A 20,224-nucleotide genomic window follows, 5' to 3' on the forward strand; every position below is an offset into this window, starting at 1 on the left:
GGAGGGGGCAGACCGGATTTATCGGGCATTCCTGGTGCCATTTGCCCGTTATATCAGTCTATTTAGCAACGCCCGAATGTCCTTGACAAGGTACGCGGTGGTCCCCGAGCGTATTAGCCGACGCGCTGCCGGGCCTCTTCCGGCGGCATCCGGCCTCCTTTCAGGCGTTACTCGGTTATCGGCAGCCGACCGGATTCCGCGCGTTCAATTTCAGTTCAGCAGTGGTGGATCGGGGGCTTCATTTATGTCCGCAGATCAGGAAACCGGCCTGCCGCCGGCCGCTCAGGCCGCGGCCGCGGCCCGGGACCGCCTGCTCGCCCGCGCCGACGAACGCATCGGCGAGCTGCTGGCCGGCGAGCGCGCCCGGTGGTCCGCGGTGCACGACCTGGCGGCCGCCCCGGTCGAGGCGATCGAGACGCTGGTCGGATCCGGGGGCAAGCGGCTCCGGCCGTCCCTCGTGATCAGCGGTTACCTCGCCGCGGGCGGTGACGAGGCGGCGTCCGGGCCGGTCGTCGACGCGGCCGCGGCGATCGAACTGCTGCACGCCTTCCTGCTGCTGCACGACGACGTCTTCGACGACTCGGCGCTGCGCCGCGGCCGGCCGACCGCCCACGAGCACCACGCCGATCAGCACCGCGCCGCCGGGTGGGCCGGAGAGTCCCGCCGCTACGGCGAGGCGGTGGCGATCCTCGCCGGCGACCTGGCGCACGGCTACGCCGACCGGCTGACGGCCGACCTGCCCGCCGACGCCCGCCGGATCTGGTTCGAGCTGCGCGAGGAGGTCCTCGTCGGGCAGTTCCTCGATCTGCGGGCGGCGGCCGGGCGCCGGTTCGACGCCCCGCTGGCCCGCTGGATCGCCATCGCCAAGTCCGGCCGGTACAGCATCCAGCGGCCGCTCGCCCTCGGCGCCGTCCTGGCCGGGCGGCCCGATCTGATCGAGCCGTTCACCCGCTTCGGCGACGCGCTCGGCGAGGCGTTCCAGCTTCGCGACGACCTGATCGACACGTACGGCGACTCCGCCGCCTCGGGCAAGCCGTCCCGACTCGACGTCGCCGGGCACAAGATGACCCTGCTCCTGGCCCTCGCGGCCGCCCAGAACGACCGGATCGGCGACCTGCTCGACCGCGCCGAGACCGATGCCGGGACCGGCGCCGCGACGCTGATCGGCGAGCTCGACCGGCTCGGGGTACGCGAGCAGGTGGAGAAGCACATCGACGAGCTGGTGGCCGAGGCCGGAACCGCCCTCGACGGGGTCGACCTGTCACCCGGCTGGGATCCGGCACTGCGGCTGACGGCGAATCACGTCGCCTACCGCGACCGGTGACGAGGGGGAGACCGTCATGTTCCATGTCTTGATCATCGGCTTCGGGCGCTCGGGCCACGGCCTGCACCTGCCCGTCCTGCGCAGGCTGCGCGAGGGGCGGCACGCCGGCCTGTTCACGGGCGCGCCGATCGTGGTCCACGACCCGTACGCGCCCGCACCGGCCCCCGAGCCGGACCTGCGGTCGCTCGCCGACCTGGCCACCGCCCCCGCCGTGGCGCCGCCGGACGAGACCGTGGTGCATCTCTGCACCCCACCCGAGGTACGGGTTCGCGTCCTGCGCGAGCTGGCCGCGAGGGGCTACCGGCGTTTCCTGGTGGAGAAGCCGGTGGCCACCGACGAGGCCTCGGCCGAGCAGATCCTCGACCTGCGGCGCCGCCTCGGCCTGCACCTGGTGGTGGTGGCGCCGTGGCTGGCCAGCACCCTCACCGCCGGCCTGCGCCGGCTGGTCACGGACGGCACGCTCGGCACGCTCAGCCGCATCGACATCCTCCAGACCAAGCCGCGCCTCGGGCGTACGCTGCGCGGCGACGGCCACCCGACCGCGCTCGACGTCGAGGTGCCGCACTCGACCGGCGTGGCGCTGCGCCTGGCCGGCCCCGCCCGGCTGGTCGACGCCGGCTGGACCGACATGCGCGCCGGCGACCAGGTGGTCCCGCGGATGGGCACCGGCCGGCTGACCCTGGCACACGCCACCGGTGCCCGTACGCACATCTTCACCGACCTCACCTCGCCGATCCGCGAGCGGCGGATCACCCTGACCTTCACCGGGGGACAGGCCGTCGGGTTCTACCCGAGCAGCGAGACCGACCACTACGCGCATCTGCGGACCTCCGGACTGGCCCATCCCGGCGCACGGCAGATGTTCGTCGACGACTCGCTGACCGAGTTCATGCTGCGCGCGTACACGGCGTTCCGGGACGAGACCGACCACGAGCTGGACCTGCTGCTCAACATGGACGTGGTACGCCTGATCAGCGCGGCGAAGACCCGGATCACGGCGGCCGAGCAGGCGACGCGGCCGCCGACGCTCGCCGGGACCAGTCATGGCTGAGCGGCGGCTGACCGTGGCGCCCTCGGGCATCACCCTGGGCGGCATCGGCGACGAGGCGGCCCCCGATCTGGCCGGGCAGATCGAGGCGCACACCCGGCTCGGCTGGTCGGCGATCGAGCTGCGCAACGTCGATGGCCACGCTCTGGCCGACCTCGGCGACGGCGCCTTCGAGCAGGCCCGGGAGTCGATCGCCGCGGCCGGCCTGCGGGTGACCTGTGTGGACTCGCGGATCGCGAACTGGGGCCGGCCGATCAGCGGCAACCTGGGCGCCGATGTCGCCGAGCTGGCCACCCTCGCGCCGCGCTGCCGGGCGCTGGGCACCCGGTACGTGCGCATCATGTCCTACCCCAACGACGGGCTGACCGCGGCACAGTGGGGCGCCGAGGTGGTCCGCCGGATCCGGTTGCTCGCCGCCCAGGCGGCCGACGAGGGACTGGTCCTGCTGCACGAGAACTGTGCCGGCTGGGCGGGGGAGAGCGCCGAACGGACGCTGCGCCTGCTGGACGCGGTGCAGAGCCCCGCACTACGGCTCGTCTTCGACATCGGCAACGGCCTGGCGTACGGCTACCAGGGCTACCACTTCCTCACCCAGGTGGTCGACGCGGTGGCGCACGTGCACATCAAGGACGGCGTCGTCCGGGCCGGCACCCCGGTCTGGACCGGTCCCGGTGACGGCGACTGCCGGGTCGCCGACTGCCTGCGCCTGCTCGCCGAACGGAACTGGACCGGGGTCTGCTCCATCGAACCGCACCTCAACGTCCAGCCGCACGCCGGCGTGACCGACGCCGGGGCCGCCGGGAAGGACGCCTTCGTGGCGTACGGCCGGCGGCTCGAGGAGCTGCTGCGCACCGCCGACCCGCGACTACGGGTCCGCACGTGAGCGCCCCGCAGATCCCGGCCGGGCAGGTGGAGCTGCGGCGCGCGGACCGTGACCTCCTGCTGCGCCTGCTCGCCGTGGACACCGTCAGCCCGCTGGAGACCGGGGTCCTCTCGGACGGTCTGTGGCAGGCCCAGCGTGCCTACGCGGCCGCGGCGGCGGAGCAGGGTTTCGTGGTGGCCCGGCACGAGGCGCCGACCGCCGCCGACCTGACCGGGACCGGGGTGCCGGAGTCGGTCCGGCGGGCGGCGGCCGACCCGGGGTTCCTCGCCTGCCAGCCGAGCCTGGTGCTCCGGCTCGGTCCGCGGCGGGCCGCCGCCCGCACCGTGATGTTCAACGTCCACCTCGACACGGTCGCCGGCCTGGAGCCGGTCCGGGAGGAGGCGGACCGGATCCACGGCCGCGGCGCGGTGGACGCCAAGGGCCCGGCGGTGGCCCTGCTCGCCGGCGTCCGCGCCGCACTGGAGACCGAGCCGCGGCTCACCGACCGGGTCACCGTGCTGATCCAGGCGGTGGCCGGCGAGGAGGGCGGCGCGATGGGGGTCTTCGGCACCCGGCCCCTGGTGCGGGCCGGCTTCACCGGCCGGATCAACCTGTTCTGCGAACCGACCGGCGGCCGGCTGCTGGACCACTGCACCGCGTCGATGACCGCGTGCCTGTCGGTCGACGGGGAGGACGCCATCGACGACCGGCCCGGCGCCGGGCACAACGCGACAGTGCTCCTCGGCTACCTGGCCCAGCACCTGGCCGTGGCGCTGTCCGCCGGGACCGCGGGCGGACAGGTCTGCGTCGCCGGGATGCACACCGGCGACGCCCACAACCGGGTGTACGGCTCGGGCCGCCTGCTGCTCAACCTGTCGTACGGCACCCCGGAGGCGGGCCGGGCGCTGGCCGCCGCGACCGAACAGGCCGTGGCCGAGGGGCTCGCCTCCTTCCGTACCGTCTTCGCCGGCCGGCCGGGATTCGCCCGGACCGCGACCGACGCCGCCGCGGTGACCCGCCTGGAATGGCTCAAGCGCGACCTGCCCGCGCTGACCCCGTCCGCCGACCCGGTCGCCCGGGCGCTCCTGGAGGAGCACGCCGGACTGCCGCGCTGGCCGGCGGACGAGCCGGGCTTCACCTGCGACGCCATCTGGATGCAGGGGGTGCCCGGCGCGCACACCGCCGTGTTCGGGCCCGGCGATCTCGCCGCCAACCGGGCACACGCGGCGGGGGAGTACGTCGACGTGGCCGACCTCGAGCGGTACGCCGCCGCGATCGGCCGTGTCCTGGTCCAGTTCAGCCGAACCGAAAGTTGACCATCGATGACCTCAGCAAGCACCGTGGCGGTGACCGGAGACGTCTCGGTCGCCTACCCGGACCTGATCACCTTCACCACCGGCGTCTTCGAACATCACGGGGTGCCGGCCGCTCGGGCCAGGACGGCGGCCGAGGCCCTGTGCCACGGCGACCTGACCGGCGTGCGATCGCACGGGCTGGCCAATCTGACCCGCCTCTACCTGCCCCTGTTCGCCGAGGGGCGGGCCGATCCGGTCGCCGAACCGCGGGTGCTCGCCGACCGCGGCGCCAGCGTGCTGCTCGACGGCGGCCGGGCGCTGGGCCTGTGGCTGGCCGCCGAGGCGGTGGACCTCGCCGTCGAACGGGCCCGCGAGCACGGTGTCGGCCTGGTGTCGATCCGCAACGCCACCCACTTCGGCTGCGCGGGCTTCCACGCGGCCCGCGCCGTCCCGCACGACATGGTCGGCCTGTTGGCCGGCAACTGCGGCCGGCAGCGGATCGCCCGGCCCCCGGGCGCCCGGCCCGCGCTGCTCGGCACCAACCCGCTGAGCATCGCCGCGCCGGCCGGCCCGCACCACCCCTTCGTGCTGGACATGAGCACGACGGTGGTGCCGACCGGGCGGATCCGGGCGGCCGAGCGCGCCGGCGAGACGATCCCGGTGGGCTGGCTGGAGGACACCGGCGGCCGGGCGGTCACCGACCCGGGCGCGCTGGACCGGCGGGAGGCGTACGTGCAGTGGCTCGGCGGCTCGCCGGAGACCGGCGCCTTCAAGGGGTACGGGCTCGCGCTGCTGGTCGAGGTGCTGGCGGCCGCGGTCGCCGGAGCCGGCCTGGGCCCCGATCCGGAGGCGTTCGGCGGCGACGGCGGCCCCACCGGCCGGGACGACGACATCGGTGTCTTCGCCCTGGCCGTCGCGCCCGGCGAACTGCGCGGCGCGGACGGCTTCCGGCAGACCGTCACCGGGCTGTTCGGCGCGCTGCTCGACAGCCCGGCGGTGCGGCCCGGCCAGGCGGTCCGCTACCCCGGCTGGTACGAGGCGGAGCGGGCCGGCGAGTACCGGCGAGACGGTGTTCCGCTCGGCGCGGCCCTCGCGGCCGAACTGCGTACGGTCGCCGAACAGACCGGCGTCGCCTTCCCGGAGGTGGCGCGATGAGCGAGTCGTCGAGCACGCTGCGGGTGGGTGTGATCGGCCTCGGCGTGATCTCCCGGTTCTACGTCGAGGCGTTCGCCGGGGTGCCCGGCATCCGCCTCGAGGCGGTGTGCGACCTGCGCCCGGAGGTGCTCGCCCCGTTCGCCGGGCGGGCGCGGCGGTACACCGGCCACCGGGAGATGCTGGCGGCCGGTGGGATCGACGCCGTCGTGGTCAACGCCCCGAACGACGTGCACCTGGAGATCTGCCGGGACGTGCTGAACGCGGGCCTGCCGGTCTGCGTGGAGAAGCCGCTGGCCCTCGACGTCGCCGGGGGCCGCGAACTGTCCGATCTGGCCCGTGCCCGTGGGCTCACCCTGTTCACCGCCTTCCACCGCCGGTACAACGACAACGTCCTGCGGCTGCGCGACGGGCTGCCGGCCGGGGTGCCGATCGCCGGCCTGACCGTGCGGTACCTGGAGAAGATCGAGGAACACGCCGGCACGGACAGCTGGTACCTGGACCCGGGCCGGTGCGGTGGCGGCTGCGTCGCCGACAACGGGCCGAACGCGTACGACCTGGTGCGGCTCTTCCTCGGTGAGGTCTCCGTCGAGGACGTCCGGGTGACCCGGGACGGCGCCGGCGTCGACCAGCAGGCCGTCGTGGAGCTGCGGTCCGCCGGCGGGGTCCCGGCCCGGGTCGAGCTGGACTGGGCCTACCCCGGAGAGACCAAGGACGTCACGGTACGGCTGGCCGACGGGACCACCGTGTACGCCGACATGCTGGCCGGCCACTCCGAGTTCAAGAGCTCGCTGTGGCACGAGTACGTCGCGGTGCTCACCGACTTCGCGGCGGCGGTGCGGGGCGAGCCGTCGTCGCACCGTACCGAGGACGGTCTCGCCGCGCTCCGGCTGGTCGAGCAGACGTACGCCCGGGAGGAGCGATGAACCCGGCCGAGGACGGGCCGAAGCGCCCGGTCCGCGCGGTGGTCGTCAAGACGCTGGTCCACCGGCGTGACGACCGCGGCATGAGCCTGGAGCCGTTCGCGAGCCGTTGCGTGCGGGCCGGCGAGGTGCACGAGCTGGTCACCACCGACCACACCGAGACCGCCGCGGGCGCCCGGATCGACCGGGTCGGCTTCCTCGGGTTCGCCGAGGTCGGCAACGCCGGCGTGCTGGACCGCGGCGACGAGGTGGTGATCGGCGGCGAGGTGGTGGGCACGGTGCTCGGCTTCGACGGCTGCCACTTCCCGAACCACTACAACGTGCTGATCCACACCCCGGTGCCGGTCACCGGACCCGACCTGGGCCTGAAGCCGGAGATCGAGATCCAGTTCCGCCCAGCCCGGCGTTTCCCGAAGGAGAACAGCATGTCAGCCAACCGTGCGATCACGTTCGACGTCGCGCTGCACGACGGCGATCCGGTCCGTTACCCGGTGCACGCCGAGCTCTTCCTGCCCGAGGGCGAGACCCCCGAGTCCGTTCAGGTCCTGATCTCCGGACTGACCTACGACAGCCGGTACTGGACGCTGCCCGGGGAGAACGACTACGTGGCACACCAGGTCCGGGCCGGTCGCGCCGTGCTGGCCCTGGACCGGATCGGCACCGGGCGCAGCGGCCGGCCGCCGGCCACCGAGGTCACCGTGGACGGCAACCTCGCGGTGCTGCACCAGGTGATCACCGCGCTGCGGGCCGGTCACGCCGGCCTGCCCGCGTTCCGCCGGGTGGTCGCGGTCGGGCACTCGCTCGGCTCCGGCCTGGCGCTGCTGGAGGCCGCCGAGCACGGGGACCTCGACGGCGTGGTGGTCACCGGGCTCCAGCACCGCCTCGGCCCGCTCCACGACGAGGTCGCCGGTGGGCTCTACCCGGCGGCGCTCGATCCGGCGTTCGAGGCGGACGCCGCGCCGGACGGGTACCTCACCACCCAGCCCGGAAAGCGGGCCGACTTCTACGAGCACCCCGGCGCGGTGACACCCGAGCTGAGCAAGTGGCACGAGGAGACGAAGTCGACGGTCACCCTCGGCGAGGGCGGCACCCTCCAGCGGATCTACGACCCGGCGGTGCCGGCCGGCGTACAGGTCCCGGTCCTGCTGGTGGTGGGAGCCGAGGACCGGATCTTCGGCGGCGGTGACGCCGCCACGGTCCTCGCGCACGAGCGTCAGCTGTACGCGCCCGCGGCCCGGCTGGAGGTGTTCGTGCTCCCCGCCGCCGGTCATGCGCTGAACGTGCACACGAACGCCGCGGAGTGGTTCGCCGCCGCCGGCGCCTGGATCGACGGGATCCTCCGGTGACCGCCCCGGCCGTCGGCGGCCACGCGATCGTGCTCGGCGCCAGCCTCACCGGCCTGGTCATGGCCCGGGTCATGGCCGACCACGTGGAACGGGTGACGATCGTCGAGCGCGACACGCTGCCGGACCGGCCCGCCTGGCGGCGCGGTGTGCCGCAGGCGCGGCACACCCACAACCTGCTCGCCGCCGGGCAGCGGGCGCTCGACGAGCTCTTCCCCGGCCTCACCGGCCAGTTGCGCACGGCCGGCATGGTGCCGGTCCGGATGCCCCGCGACATGCTGCTGCTGGTCGCCGGCGGCTGGGTGAACCGGTTCGACGGCCCGCACGTGGTGCTGACCGGGACGCGCGACCTGCTGGACCATCACGTGCGGTCCCGGCTTCGCGAGATCCCGAACGTCGACTGGCTGGAGGCCACCGAGGCGACCGGTCTGCTCGCCGCCGAGGACGGTGGCGTCGCCGGGGTCCGGGTCCGCACCCGGACCGCCGGCGGCGGCACCGAGGAGAGCGACCTGCGGGCCGACCTGGTGGTGGACGCGACGGGCCGCACCTCACAGGCGGCGAACTGGCTGCGGGCCCTCGGGTACGACGCGCCGGAGGAGTCCGTGGTGGACCCCCGGACCTCCTACGCGACGTGCGTGTTCGAGCCCGGGCCGGATCAGCGGCGCGACTGGAAGTGCATCCTGATCCAGTCCACCGAACGGGAACCGCGCCAGGGCATCCTCAACCCGATCGAGGGCGGGCGCTGGATGGTGTCGGTGACCGGGATGAACGGGGAACGCCCGCCACACGATCACGACGGCTTCGTGGAATTCGCGCGGGGACTGCGTACCCCGGTGCTCTACGAGGCGCTGCGGACCGCGACCCCGGTGTCGCCGGTGTACGGGTCCGGCCGTACCGAGAACCGCCGCCGGCACTACGAGCGGCTGTCCCGCTGGCCGGACCGGTTCATCGTGGCCGGTGACGCGTTCGGCTCCTTCAACCCCTCGTACGGCCAGGGCATCTCGGTGGCCGCCCGGACCGCGGTGACGGTGGGCAGGGCGATGGCCGCGGCCCGGGAGCGCAACGGCGGCCGCCTGCCGGCCGGGCTCGCGGCCCGCCTGCGCAAACCGATCGCGGCCGAGGTGAACGCGGCCTGGGCGCTGTCGGCGGCGGCCGACTCGGGCTACCCCTGGGCGCGCGAGGGCAGGCAGCCGCTGCCGGACCGGCTCGCCGGCCGGTACATGCAGCGCCTGCTCCGGGTGGTCACCGACGACCAGCGTGCGGCCAGCGCGCTGTTCGACATGACGCATCTGGTCGCGCCGCCCACCGTGGTCTTCCGGCCGGGCATCGTGGCCGCGGTGCTCCGCGGCCCCCGCCGGACCGTCATCGACACCGTCACACCCCCGGCCGACCGGGGCCTGATCTTCGAGGGGGAGCGGTCATGACCGTCGACGAGAACCGCCGCATGGTGGATGTCTACCGCAATCTGGCCGGCAGGTACGACATCCTGTCGAACCGGCTGTACGTGGTCGGCCAGCGCACGATGGCCTACAAGCATCTGGCCGTCCAGCAGCTCGACCTCAAGCCGGGCGACACCGTCGTGGACGCGGGCTGCGGCACCGGCCACAATCTGCCGCTGCTGTCGAAGGCGGTGGGTCCGACCGGGAGGGTCATCGGTGTCGATCTCACCGACGCCATGCTGGCCCGGGCCGACGACCGGGTGCGCCAGCACGGTCTGACCAACGTCACGTTGCAGGAGGCGGACCTGACCAGGTTCGTCTTCCCGAAGGACACCGCCGGCATCATCGCGTGCTTCTCGCTGACCCTGATCAGGGAATTCGGCACGGTGGTCCAGCACGGGTTCGATGCGCTGGCGCCCGGCGGCCGGTTCGTGGTGCTGGACTACAAGCTGCCGCGCTGGTGGCCGAATTTCGCGGTGCCGGCGATCGGGCCGATGGTGGCGCCGTTCGGCGGGACGCTGGAGATGGTGCGGCGCAAGCCCTTCGAGGAGGTGGACCGCCATGCGGAGACCATGCGCATGCTGGAACGCTACTTCGGCTGGGTGTACGTCGCCGTCGGTGTCGCGGGCGAGAGATCAACGGTTTGATCGACGTTTATGTAATGTCAATCACGCCTGGCGATCTGCGCCCGGAAGGTGGGAGAACTATCTAATGGGACGACGAGAGCCGATGTAACGGCTCGCTTACCGATTGGTGATCTTCATCAGATGTACGGGGGCTATGAGGTGTCGCGTGATCATTTACCGGGGGTTACTGAAACGATCGAGCGCTCCTCAGGATTCATTCCGGTCGGTTCGCTCCTGCCGCTCGTCGGCCGCACCGAGGAACTCGCGACGCTCACCGGGCACCTGCTCTCCCCGGACCTCCGCATCCTGAACCTGACCGGGCCGGGTGGGGTCGGCAAGACCCGCCTGGCCCTGGCCGCCACCGAGCTCGCCGCCGACGAGCACCCGGTCGACGTCGTCATCGCCGATCTGGCCGGGGTGACCGACGGCCGTGCGGCGCTCGCCGCCCTCGCCGACCGGGTCTTCCCGCCGGGCGCCGGCGACGGGCACGAACTGCTGCTGGTGCTCGACGGCTGCGAGCGGGCCGCCGGCCTCGCCGCCGAGCTGCATCACCTCCTCACCGCGGCGCCCCGGCTGCGGGTGCTGGCCACCAGCCGGGAAGCCCTGGGGGTGTACGGCGAGCGCCTGTTCCGGGTGGACCCGCTGCCCACGCCGCGCCAGGGTGCCCGGGCCGACCCGCTGGAGATCGAGGAGTACGCCTCGGTGGCGCTCTTCGTCCAGCGTGCCCGGACCGTCGACCCCGCCTTCGCCCTCACCGCGGACAACGCCGCCGTGGTCGCGCGGCTCTGCGCCCGGCTCGACGGACTGCCGCTGGCCATCGAGCTGTGCGCCGGGCGCCTACGGCTGTTCTCCCTCGCCACGATGCTGACCCGGGTGCGCGCCGGCAACGGTGTGCTCACCGGGGGACATGTGGCCGCACATCCCCGTCAGCGTTCCCTGACAGCCACCATCGAGTGGAGCCTCGACGCGCTCGAACCGCCGCTGCGGGAGGCCCTGGACCGGCTCAGCCTCTGCCTCGACGGCTTCGACCTGCGAACCGTCGAGGAGCTGTGCGAGCTCACCCCCGATGCGGCCGAGCACACGGTCGAGGCCCTCGCCGACCGGAGCCTGATCACGGCCGCGGAGCACACCGGCGACGAGCCGCGGTTCCGGATGCTGCGGACCATGGCGGCGCACTGCCGGGACCGGCTCACCCGGATCCCCGGACAGCTGGAGGCCGCACGGGACCGCCACGCCCGCTACTTCGCCGCGCTCGCCGCCCGGACCGGGCCCGCCCTCGACGGCAGCACCCAGGCCACCGCCCTGAGCCGGCTGCGCACCGTCCACGACGATCTGCTCGCGGCCCTGACCCACCTGAGCGCCGGCGGCCTGCACCGGGAGGTGGCCGCGCACTGCCTGAACCTGCACCGGTACTTCCTGATCGACACCCGCGCGGCGGAGGGCCTGCGGCTGCTGGACGCCGCCGCCGAGCAGTGCGCCGAGACCGACCCGTCGCTCGCCGCCCGGGTCCGGGACGCGGCCGGCCAGCTGGCCATGGCCATCGGCGACCCGGGCGCCGCCGCCTCGCGGCACGAGCGGGCGGTGGACGTGCTGGCCGATGCGGTCGGCGACCCCGCCGACGCGCTCCAGGCCCGGGCCCGCGGCCGCACGGCACGCCTGCTCGCCGGTTCCGGCACCGGCCGCGACCCGGCCGCCAGAATCCTGCCGGCCCTCGACGAGTCCCGGCCCGCGGCGGCCGCGGCCGTCCGCCTGAGCCTCGCCGACGTCCTGATCCGCAACGGTGACCTGGTCGCCGCGGCGGAACACGCGGAGACCGCGCTCGCGGCGTACCGGCGCCTCGACGACACCTACGGCGAGGCCCTGGCCCTGCGCCAGGCCGCCGTCATCGCCGACGCCGAGGGCGCCGTCGAACGTGCCGACCAGTTGCACCGCCGCAGCCTGCGCATGCTGTACGAGGTCGGCGCCGAAGGTGAGCTCGGCCGCGGGATGACCCACGCCGCGCTGCTGCTGCTGTCCTGTGTGGCCGGGCAGGAGACCCGGGTCGCCCGGGTGCTCGGCACCGCCGACGCGGTGCGCGAACGCGCCGGCATCACGCTGCTGCCCCACGAATCGGCGGCGCTGCGGACCGCGGCGGACGACGTCCGTACCCGGCTCGGAGCCCTGGCCTTCGAGACCGCGTGGCGCACCGGCGGCCGGTCCAGCGCCGCCGCCGCGACCCTGGACCTGCTGTCCGCACCCGGCGCCGAGCCGGTCGAGATCCTCGACGGCAGCCGCGCCCGCACCCTGACCGCCCGGCAGTTCCAGGTCGCGATGCTGGTCGGGCAGGGCATGACGAACCGGCAAGTGGCCAAGCGCCTCGAACTGTCGGAGTGGACGGTGATCAACCACGTCCGGCAGATCATGCGCAAGCTCGACCTGCCGTCGCGGGTGCACGTGGCTCAGTGGATCTCGCAGCAGCGGGGCGCCGAGTCCACCGGTTACGCCGAGGCCGCCGGGCGTGCCGATGCCGGCTAGAGATCTGTCGTGGCCGAGGTCCATGTTTCGCTTCCGGCGCGCGTACCGGAAAAGTGCCGGAAGCGAATCGCGGACCTCGACCACCAGGGATCCCTAGGCGCCGACCGGGCCGAGCCGGGTGAGTTTCTCCGGGTTGCGGACCAGCCGGACCACGGCCACCCGGCCCTGCTCGTCGAGGTCGAGCAGGACCGCCGCGGCGATCCCGTCGGCGGTGGCGAGCAGGCCGGCGGGCCCTCCGTTGAGGTCGGCCGGGAGTGCCGCGATGTCCGGGGGGAACAGCTTGATCGAGTCGCGGAAGAACGCGAGCACCGCGTCCCAGCCGTACAGGACCTCGCGCGGCATCTCGTTGGAGCCGTTCGCGTCGGCCCACAGCGCGACGTCGGGGGCGAGCACGTCCATCAGCCCGCTCAGGTCACCGCCCAGGCAGACCTTGAGGAACCGGTCCGTGACGGTCCGCCGGAGCGCGGGGTCGGCGTTGTACCGCGGGCGGCGTTCGCGAACGTGCGCGCGGGCCCGGGCGGCGAGCTGGCGCACCGCGGGCTCGGCACGGCCGACGGCCTCGGCCACCTCGGGGTAACCGAACTCGAAGACGTCGTGCAGCACGAAGACGGCACGCTCCAACGGCGACAGCGACTCCAGCAGCACCAGCATGGCCATCGAGACGGACTCGGTCCGCGCCACCGGCTCGTCGGGGCCCGGCGTGCTCGGCAGCGGCTCGGGCAGCCAGGGTCCGATGTACGCCTCCCGGCGCACCCGCTCGCGGCGGAGATGGTCGATCGCCAGTCGGGTGGCGGTGCGCACCAGGAAGGCACGCGGGTCACGGACCGTCCCGGGCTCCACCCGGTGCCAGCGCAGCCAGGTCTCCTGGACCACGTCCTCGGCGTCGGCGGTGCTGCCGGTCATCCGGTACGTCAGCTGGAACAGCAGCCCGCGATGGCGCTGGAAATCGTCGGTGAACACGGTCTGTCCGGACACGCGCGGCCTCCTGCCGTGGCTTACCGATCTCGATTTCACCTTACTTCGCGCGGCATGTCACAGACGACGGGTGCCCCGCGTCGTATGGGCCGAACGCACCGACGCGGAACCGAAATCCGAGGAGACGTGATAGTGAGGAAGTTGCAAGGAAACCCGTGGGCCGTGCTCGTCACCCTGTGCCTCGGCTTCTTCATGGTCCTGCTGGACACCACCATCGTGAACATCGCGATTCCCAGCCTGACCGCCGATCTGGGCGCCTCGTTCGACGAGATTCTGTGGATCGTCAACGCGTACACCCTGGTGTTCGCGGCGCTGCTGCTGGTCGGCAGCCGGCTGGGTGACGTGCTGGGCCGGCGTACCGTGCTGATCACCGGTGTCCTGGTCTTCACCGCCGCATCGCTGCTGTGCGGCCTGGCGCAGACCTCCGCCCAGCTGATCGGCGCCCGGGCTCTGCAGGGTGTCGGCGGCATGCTGTTGCTGCCGCAGACACTGGCGCTGATCACGATGGTCTTCCCGCGCGAGAAGCGGGGCACCGCCTTCGGGGTGTGGAGCGGTGTCGCCGGCCTGGCCCCGGTGGCCGGCCCGATCGTGGGTGGCGTGCTGGTCGACAACGGGTCCTGGCGCTGGATCTTCTACGTCAACGTGCCGATCGGCCTCGCGGTCCTCGCCCTCGCGGTGCTCGTGATCCCGGCCACACCCCGGATCGGCCGCTCGATGGACCCGCTGGGCGCGCTGCTCTCCACCGTGGGCCTGACGGCGGTGATCTACGCGCTGATCGAGGGCGAGCGCTACGACTGGGGCCGGATCAACGCGGTCTTCTCCATCCCGCTGCTGCTGGGCGCGGGTCTGCTGCTGCTCGCCCTCTTCGTGGCCGACCAGTGGCGGCGCCGTGACCGCAACCCGCTGCTGCCGCTGAGTCTCTTCGCCGGCCGCGACTTCTCGGTGATGGCCTTCGTGACGACCGCCGTCCTGTTCTCGGTGGCCGCGCTCCTGCTGCCGCTGACCCTCTACCTCCAGTCGGTGCTGGGCCTGTCGCCGTTGCAGGCCGGGCTGGTGCTGGCCCCGCCGTCGATCGTCCAGCTGCTGATCGCCCCGTTCGCGGGCAAGCTCGCCGACCGGGTCGGCGGCAAGTTCATCCTGTTCGGAGGTCTGGTCCTGTTCGCGGCCGGTTTCGGGATCCTCGCGGCCACCGCCGAGGCCGACTCGTCGCGCCTGTCCCTGATGCCGGGTCTGCTGGTCGCGGGCGTCGGCATGGGCGCGGTCTTCGCGCCGATGAACACGCTGGCCATGCGGGGCGTCACGGTGCAGATGGCGGGCGCGGCCTCCGGCGTGATCAGCCTCGCCCGCCAGTTCGGGGCGGTGCTCGGCGGCGCCGCCGTCGGCGCGCTGTTGCAGTCCCAGCTGTCGAGCCGGATCGTCGTGGCCGCGTCCGACCGGGCCGGCGAGGTGCCGCCGGGTGTGCGCGACGGGTTCGTGGCCGCCATGCACAGCATCGCCGACGGCAGCTCCTCGTTCTCGCCGCTGGCCGCGCTGGCCCGCCTCGGCATCCCCGAGGCCCAGCGGGCGCAGGTCGGCGCGCTGGCCTCCGAGGTGTTCGGGCGGAGCTTCGCCGAGGCGCTGCCCCCCACGCTGCTGCTGCCCATCGCGACCCTGGTGGTCGCCGCCCTCCTCTGCCTTCTGCTGTCCAACCGCGACGCGGTTCCGGCCACCCCCGAACGGCCGGAGACCGAGGACGTCACCGAGCCGGCGACCGCTGTCCAGCAGGTCCGCTGATCCGTTCCACTTCGACCGAAAGGCAACAACCATGACCGACAGCTTCGGCGTCCGCTACCTCACCGCGGTGGCCTCCGCGGACTACGACACCCTGACCGAGATGTACGCCGACGACGTCGTCTTCTACACCCCGTTCCGCCGCGGTGACACCGGCGTCGCCTTCATCAAGGGCTTCCTCGCGGCGTTCCACCGGGCACACCCGGGGCTGACGGCCTCGCTGCACGACGAGTTCAGCAACGCCGACGGCACCAAGGTCACGCTCCGGATGAGCATCCGGTGGCACAACACCGGCCCGTTCATGACGTTCCCGCCCACCGGATCCGAGGGCGTGGAGAGCGAGATCCACACCTTCCGGCTGCGTGACGGCCGGATCGTCGAGCAGTGGGTCGGCCACAACACCCTCGGGCTGACCCGCCAGCAGCTGACCGACTGGCAGATGCCCCTGCCGCAGGACGAACAGGATCCGGCCCCGGCGATCGTGACCGTCCAGGCGACGCCGGTCGAGGTCGGCTGACACCGAGAAGAGGAGATCGAGATGCCGTCGTCACCGGTACTGGTGGAGGAACAGAGCGATTTCGCCGCGCTGGCCCGGGCGCTGCGACCACCGCCGTACGTCGCTGACCGTTTCTATGCCGAGGGCTGGTGGCGACGGCAGACCATCCTGCACGACCTCTATCTGGTGGCCGCCCGCTACCCGGACCGGCCGGCGTTCCTGCTGCACCAGGCGGCCGCCGGCCGTACCGTCACCATGCGGTACGCCCAGCTGGTGCAGCACGTCGACCGCTTCGCCCGGGCGCTGCTCGCCCTCGGGGTCCGCCGCGGCGATCCGGTGGTGGTCCAGCTGCCCAACTCGTGGGAGGCGATCGCCCTCCTGCTGGCCTGCCTGCGTGCCGGGGCGGTCGCGGTGCCGGTCTCCCCGTCGGTCCGCCAGCGGGAGCTCGAACGCGTGCTGCGGATGACCCAGGCGACGGTGTGCGTGGTGCCCGACCAGTGGCACGGCTTCCCGCACGCCGAGGCACTGGCCGAGGTGGCTCCCCGGCTGCTCTGGCTGCGGCACCGGGTGGTGCTCGGCGACGCGGCCGCCACCGGGGCGATCGACTTCGCCGGCTTCTTCGTGCACACCTGGCACGACCTGCCGGACGCGCCGCACCGGCTCACCCTCGACGACCCCGACCGGGCGTCCATGGTGGTCTTCACCTCGGGCAGCACCGGCGAGATGAAGGCGGTCCTGCACAGCCACAACACGTTCCGCTGCGGGACCGGCGCCCATGCCGCCGAGCAGGAGCGGGGCTGGGGTGACAACGAGGTGTTCGCGACACCGTTCGCGGCGTACGACACCACCTCGCTGCTGTTCGCGGTGTGGGGGCCGATCCTCTCCGGCGGCACCGGGATCTTCCTGGACCGCTGGGATCCGGAGGTCATGCTCGACGTGGCGGACGGCGCGGGCGTCACCCAGCTGTCCGCCGCGCCGCCGCACTGGCAGGAGCTGGCCGCCGCCCAGCGCCGCCGGCCCCGCGCGCTCACCCGGCTGCGGACCGCCATCACCACCGGCGCCGCCATGCGACCGGCCATGTTGCAGGAGGTGTCGGCCGCGTTCGGCAAGCCGATGCACCGCGTGTGGGGGATGACCGAGACCGGCATGGGCATCCGCACCCGCCCGGACGCTCCGCCCGCGGCGGACGACCTCCAGGTGGGGTACCCGGTGACCGGCCTGGAGACCGATCTGGTGTCCACCGGGGATGCGGACGAGATCTTCCCGATGCGGGTCCGTGGGCCGTCCGTCTGCCTGGGCGTGTGGCACGACCAGCTCACCGTGCGCGAGACCTGGAAGCACGACGACGGCTGGTTCTCCACCGGGGACCTGGTCACCCGCGTGACCAGCGGGGCGATGAGCATCGCCGGGCGCGTCGACGACCGGATCGGCCATCCGCACATGATCCCGGTGCAGGAGGTCGAGATGGAACTGGCCCGGCATCCCGCGGTGCGCGAGGTCGCGGTGGTGGGGTACGTCGACCAGCGGGGCGGCGAGCAGCCGTGCGCGGTGGTCGTACCCAACGGGGTCCCGCCGACCCTGACCGAACTGCGCGACTACCTGACGTGGCGGGGGATGACCGGCTGGTACCGGCCGACCCGGCTGGAGGTGGCGGCCGCGCTGCCCCGCAGCCACGTCGGCAAGATCCGCAAGGACGTGCTGCGCCGCTGGCTTGCCGGCGCCGAGGTGCCGGACTGAGCGCGGGTCAACCGTCCATGGCCCGGGCGAGCAGGCCGACCGCCCGGGTTCTGGCGGTGGCGCACCTGGCCGCCGGCCCGGGCTCAGCGGCGGCAGCGGTAGACGACCGGCGCCGTGGCCTGGACCGGTGACGGCTCGATGATGTTGACGGTGGCGGTCTCGGTGGCCGTGCCGACGCCGCTGAACGTCCAGGTGAGCGTGAGAGTGGCGGTGTCCTGTCCGCGGCCCACCCGTTCGGTGAGCACCGGTCCCGGCGGCGCGTCCGAGCGGAACCACTGGTAGCGGATCGTGCCGCCGCGGCCGTTGGTGCGCACGGTGGCGACCACGTCGACGGCGACGTCGCAGCGGTTCCCGGCGGGCCGGGGCACGGCCACCGTGGCGCCCTCCACCTCGAGGGGGCGCAGCCGCTGCCACAGGTAGAGGCCGACCACCACGACCAGCGCGAGGGTCAGCAGGCCGGAGACCAGCGACACCAGCCGGCGCAGCAGCGGGCGCGGGCGGGCGGCCGGGGCGGCGGCCGGCCAGGCGGGGGTGGCCACCGGGGTCACCGGGACGCCGGGCCCGAAGCGCATCTCACTGTGGGCGCGGAGGGTCGGCTCGGACTCACCGCCCGCGTGGACGGTCGGCGCGAGCGGCGGCCCGGACAGGTGCACCGTCTGGTCGGGCGAACCGATGGAGACGGTTGCGTCCAGATCACCGAAATGAGCGGTGCGTTCCTCCGCGGAACCGAGATATGCGGTGCGCTCGTCGGGAGTACCGGGGCGGCCGATGGTCCGCCACGGATCGGCGGGCTCCGGCATCGCCCGCTCGTCGAAGTGTTCCTCCGGCACGGCGTACTCCTAACCGGGGGTGCAGATGTTGTCGAGGGTCACGTAGACCGGTGACGCCGACGAGCCCGAATTGCCGGCGGCGTCGACGGCGACGACGGTGATCGGGATCCTGGTGGCCACCTTGGGCATCGGCAGCGAGGTGAGCGTCCCCCGGAAGAGGTTGCGGCCGGCCGAGCTCATCGCGACGGTCGAGGTGGCGCCGTTCAGGGTGTAGCGGAAGGTCACCTTCAGGTCGGCCGCCCCGCTCACGTCGTCGGTGACGGTGGCCGTGACGGTGCTCGACCGGTTGCCGTAGGTGCACTTCTCCGACTCCAGCGCGGTCGGGCTCGCCCGGACCGCGCCGACCGTGGGCGCGACGGTGTCCGGCGGGGGCGTGGGGGAGGTGCTGACCGACGGGCTCGGCGCGCTCGTGGTGGCCGGTGTGGACGGTGACCTGGTCGTGGGGGCTGTCGTCGGTGTCGGGCCGGTCGTGGCGTCCGGTGTCTCCGGGCTCTCCGTGGTCGGCGCGACCGTGGTGGGTGTCGCCGACGCGGCCGGGGGGATGGTGCCGGACGGTTCGGTCGATGCCGGTGCGGCCGCGGTGGGGCTGCCGGCCTCACCCGCCGCGATGACGGGGGAGACGTCGTCGGCGGCGGCGAAGCGGTATCCCGCCCCGCCGATCACCAGGGTCGCGACGACGGCGGCCGCGGCGAACACGGTCACCTTGCGGCTGCGGCGGCCGGTGGCGGCGCCGGACCCGAGCGCCGTGGAGGCGAGGCTGGTGGCGTTCCCGGCCTGGTCGGGGAACGGCCACAGCATGGCGAGCAGGGCGGCCCGGCGGGCCAGTTCGCGCAGCCCACGGTCCTCCCAGTCCGGCCCGTACGCCGCACCGGCCACCCGTTCCAGGATGTCGAGGAAGGCGACGGCGTGCTGGGGCCGGTCGGCGGGCTGCTTGGCCATGCCCTGCCGGAGAAGGTCGTGCACCGGTGCCGGGGCCGGATCGGTCGGGATGGGCGCGTTGGCGTGCTGGTCGTGCAGGGCGAACAGGTTCGCCCCGTCGTACGGCGGCCGGCCGGTGAGGCATTCGAAGAAGGTGGCGGTGGCGGCGTAGATGTCGCAGGCGGGTGTCGCCGGGGCGCCGGTCCACTGCTCGGGGGCCATGTAGCGGGGGTGCCGGTGACGACGGTGCCGGTGCCCTGACCGGCCTGCGTGGCGATGCCGAAGTCGGCGAGTTTGCTCAGCCCGTCGCCGGTGACCAGCACGTTCTCCGGCTTGTAGTCGCGGTGCACGACTCCGTGGGCGTGCGCCGCGGCCAGTCCGGCGAGGGATCCTTTCAGCACCACCAGCGCCGACTCGGGGGTGGTGGGGCCGTTCTCCCGCAGCATCTGCCGCAGCGACACCCCGTTGACCAGCTCCATCACGATCGCCGCGCCGTCGGCGGTCTCCACGTACTCGTAGAGGCGGGAGACGTGCGGGTCGTCGATCTCGCCGAGCAGCTGTGCCTCCCGGCGGAACGCGGCCCGGAAGGCGGCGTCGTCGCCGAGCACGTGCACCAGGTACTTGATGGCGACCGGGGTGCCGGTCTCGTCGTGGGTGGCGAGCACGACGCTGCCCGACGCGCCGGCGCCGAGCTGACGAACGGTCGTGTAGCCGGACAGCTGCCAGCTGCTCATGTCGACCCACTCCACCATCCAAGGGGCGGAGGCCCCCTCCGCCGCGCCGATCATTCTGGTCGCGGAACAGCCACCCGGGGGATCAGCGCATCGGGTGATTTCCCCGGGCCGGATCGGCGACCTCGAATGCGTCCAGAGCCCGAACGTGTACTGACCAGCCCGACGCTATCGACTGGCCGCAAGTGTCAAAAATCGGTGCGTAATGTGGGCATCGCGGTGTGTCAGTAGACACGTATAC

At 73.2% G+C, this 20,224-nt stretch carries 16 protein-coding genes and 1 pseudogene; 13 read left to right on the forward strand and 4 right to left on the reverse strand.

What is annotated here, in order from left to right:
- Positions 1 to 244: 244 nt before the first annotated feature.
- From BJ964_RS25435 to BJ964_RS25480, 10 genes are all read left to right on the forward strand, one after another.
- Complete coding sequence (locus BJ964_RS25435; RefSeq protein ID WP_188123025.1) at positions 245 to 1,324, forward strand: polyprenyl synthetase family protein; 1,080 nt, start codon at positions 245 to 247, stop codon at positions 1,322 to 1,324.
- A gap of 16 nt (positions 1,325 to 1,340) precedes the next feature.
- Positions 1,341 to 2,375 (forward strand): Gfo/Idh/MocA family oxidoreductase, encoded by a 1,035-nt coding sequence (locus BJ964_RS25440; RefSeq protein WP_188123026.1) that lies wholly within the window; start codon positions 1,341 to 1,343, stop codon positions 2,373 to 2,375.
- Positions 2,368 to 3,255, forward strand: coding sequence for a sugar phosphate isomerase/epimerase family protein (locus BJ964_RS25445; RefSeq protein ID WP_188123027.1), 888 nt, complete (start codon positions 2,368 to 2,370; stop codon positions 3,253 to 3,255). The genes BJ964_RS25440 and BJ964_RS25445 overlap by 8 nt, the downstream gene beginning before the upstream one ends.
- The gene (locus BJ964_RS25450; RefSeq protein ID WP_203832723.1) at positions 3,252 to 4,550 is read left to right on the forward strand and encodes a M20 family metallopeptidase; all 1,299 of its coding nucleotides are present in this window, start codon (positions 3,252 to 3,254) and stop codon (positions 4,548 to 4,550) included. The genes BJ964_RS25445 and BJ964_RS25450 overlap by 4 nt, the downstream gene beginning before the upstream one ends.
- 6 nt (positions 4,551 to 4,556) lie before the next feature.
- The gene (locus BJ964_RS25455) at positions 4,557 to 5,684 is read left to right on the forward strand and encodes an Ldh family oxidoreductase (RefSeq protein ID WP_188123028.1); all 1,128 of its coding nucleotides are present in this window, start codon (positions 4,557 to 4,559) and stop codon (positions 5,682 to 5,684) included.
- The gene (locus BJ964_RS25460; RefSeq protein WP_188123029.1) at positions 5,681 to 6,607 is read left to right on the forward strand and encodes a Gfo/Idh/MocA family protein; all 927 of its coding nucleotides are present in this window, start codon (positions 5,681 to 5,683) and stop codon (positions 6,605 to 6,607) included. Before BJ964_RS25455 ends, BJ964_RS25460 begins: the two co-directional genes overlap by 4 nt.
- Positions 6,604 to 7,950: an alpha/beta hydrolase gene (locus BJ964_RS47390; RefSeq protein WP_203832724.1), complete on the forward strand. Its 1,347-nt coding sequence runs from the start codon at positions 6,604 to 6,606 to the stop codon at positions 7,948 to 7,950. The genes BJ964_RS25460 and BJ964_RS47390 overlap by 4 nt, the downstream gene beginning before the upstream one ends.
- Positions 7,947 to 9,371, forward strand: coding sequence for an NAD(P)/FAD-dependent oxidoreductase (locus tag BJ964_RS25470; protein ID WP_188123030.1), 1,425 nt, complete (start codon positions 7,947 to 7,949; stop codon positions 9,369 to 9,371). The genes BJ964_RS47390 and BJ964_RS25470 overlap by 4 nt, the downstream gene beginning before the upstream one ends.
- A complete protein-coding gene (locus BJ964_RS25475; protein ID WP_188123031.1) occupies positions 9,368 to 10,033 on the forward strand; it encodes a class I SAM-dependent methyltransferase in 666 nt (221 codons plus the stop codon). The genes BJ964_RS25470 and BJ964_RS25475 overlap by 4 nt, the downstream gene beginning before the upstream one ends.
- Positions 10,034 to 10,153: 120 nt before the next feature.
- Positions 10,154 to 12,526: an ATP-binding protein gene (locus BJ964_RS25480; RefSeq protein WP_188123032.1), complete on the forward strand. Its 2,373-nt coding sequence runs from the start codon at positions 10,154 to 10,156 to the stop codon at positions 12,524 to 12,526.
- 93 nt (positions 12,527 to 12,619) lie between these two features.
- Here the strand turns inward: BJ964_RS25480 and sigJ are convergent, their stop codons facing one another.
- A complete protein-coding gene (gene sigJ, locus BJ964_RS25485) occupies positions 12,620 to 13,501 on the reverse strand; it encodes an RNA polymerase sigma factor SigJ (protein WP_188123033.1) in 882 nt (293 codons plus the stop codon).
- Positions 13,502 to 13,633: 132 nt separating this feature from the next.
- Between sigJ and BJ964_RS25490 the strand changes: the two genes are divergently transcribed.
- The 3 genes from BJ964_RS25490 to BJ964_RS25500 are packed head-to-tail and all read left to right on the forward strand — an operon-like array spanning position 13,634 to position 17,504.
- Positions 13,634 to 15,274 carry an MFS transporter gene (locus tag BJ964_RS25490; RefSeq protein WP_188123034.1) on the forward strand — a complete coding sequence of 547 codons (1,641 nt, stop codon included), beginning with the start codon at positions 13,634 to 13,636 and terminating at the stop codon, positions 15,272 to 15,274.
- 31 nt (positions 15,275 to 15,305) lie between these two features.
- Positions 15,306 to 15,788, forward strand: coding sequence for an ester cyclase (locus BJ964_RS25495; RefSeq protein ID WP_188123035.1), 483 nt, complete (start codon positions 15,306 to 15,308; stop codon positions 15,786 to 15,788).
- A 21-nt stretch (positions 15,789 to 15,809) separates the two neighbouring features.
- Positions 15,810 to 17,504 (forward strand): AMP-binding protein, encoded by a 1,695-nt coding sequence (locus BJ964_RS25500; RefSeq protein ID WP_188123036.1) that lies wholly within the window; start codon positions 15,810 to 15,812, stop codon positions 17,502 to 17,504.
- An 83-nt stretch (positions 17,505 to 17,587) separates the two neighbouring features.
- Here BJ964_RS25500 and BJ964_RS25505 read toward each other — a convergent pair whose 3' ends face one another.
- The 3 genes and pseudogenes from BJ964_RS25505 to BJ964_RS48150 form a co-directional block, all read right to left on the reverse strand.
- Complete coding sequence (locus tag BJ964_RS25505) at positions 17,588 to 18,334, reverse strand: hypothetical protein (protein WP_229807227.1); 747 nt, start codon at positions 18,332 to 18,334, stop codon at positions 17,588 to 17,590.
- 9 nt (positions 18,335 to 18,343) lie between these two features.
- Complete coding sequence (locus BJ964_RS25510; protein ID WP_229807229.1) at positions 18,344 to 19,474, reverse strand: serine/threonine protein kinase; 1,131 nt, start codon at positions 19,472 to 19,474, stop codon at positions 18,344 to 18,346.
- 62 nt (positions 19,475 to 19,536) lie between these two features.
- A pseudogene (locus BJ964_RS48150) lies at positions 19,537 to 20,040 on the reverse strand (protein kinase domain-containing protein); the annotation flags it as partial.
- Between the last annotated feature and the right edge of the window lie 184 nt (positions 20,041 to 20,224).

Origin of the sequence: Actinoplanes lobatus (assembly GCF_014205215.1) — a bacterium.
Taxonomy (GTDB): domain Bacteria; phylum Actinomycetota; class Actinomycetes; order Mycobacteriales; family Micromonosporaceae; genus Actinoplanes; species Actinoplanes lobatus.

Bases quoted from the DNA above. Each gene is read 5' to 3' on its own strand.
- BJ964_RS25460 (WP_188123029.1), top strand. From the start codon at position 5,681: ATGAGCGAGTCGTCGAGCACGCTGCGGGTGGGTGTGATCGGCCTCGGC.
- BJ964_RS25500 (WP_188123036.1), top strand. From the start codon at position 15,810: ATGCCGTCGTCACCGGTACTGGTGGAGGAACAGAGCGATTTCGCCGCG.
- BJ964_RS25440 (WP_188123026.1), top strand. From the start codon at position 1,341: ATGTTCCATGTCTTGATCATCGGCTTCGGGCGCTCGGGCCACGGCCTG.
- BJ964_RS25435 (WP_188123025.1), top strand. From the start codon at position 245: ATGTCCGCAGATCAGGAAACCGGCCTGCCGCCGGCCGCTCAGGCCGCG.
- BJ964_RS25445 (WP_188123027.1), top strand. From the start codon at position 2,368: ATGGCTGAGCGGCGGCTGACCGTGGCGCCCTCGGGCATCACCCTGGGC.
- BJ964_RS25480 (WP_188123032.1), top strand. From the start codon at position 10,154: ATGTACGGGGGCTATGAGGTGTCGCGTGATCATTTACCGGGGGTTACT.
- BJ964_RS25455 (WP_188123028.1), top strand. From the start codon at position 4,557: ATGACCTCAGCAAGCACCGTGGCGGTGACCGGAGACGTCTCGGTCGCC.
- BJ964_RS25495 (WP_188123035.1), top strand. From the start codon at position 15,306: ATGACCGACAGCTTCGGCGTCCGCTACCTCACCGCGGTGGCCTCCGCG.
- BJ964_RS25510 (WP_229807229.1), bottom strand. From the start codon at position 19,474: ATGGCCCCCGAGCAGTGGACCGGCGCCCCGGCGACACCCGCCTGCGAC.
- BJ964_RS25475 (WP_188123031.1), top strand. From the start codon at position 9,368: ATGACCGTCGACGAGAACCGCCGCATGGTGGATGTCTACCGCAATCTG.
- BJ964_RS47390 (WP_203832724.1), top strand. From the start codon at position 6,604: ATGAACCCGGCCGAGGACGGGCCGAAGCGCCCGGTCCGCGCGGTGGTC.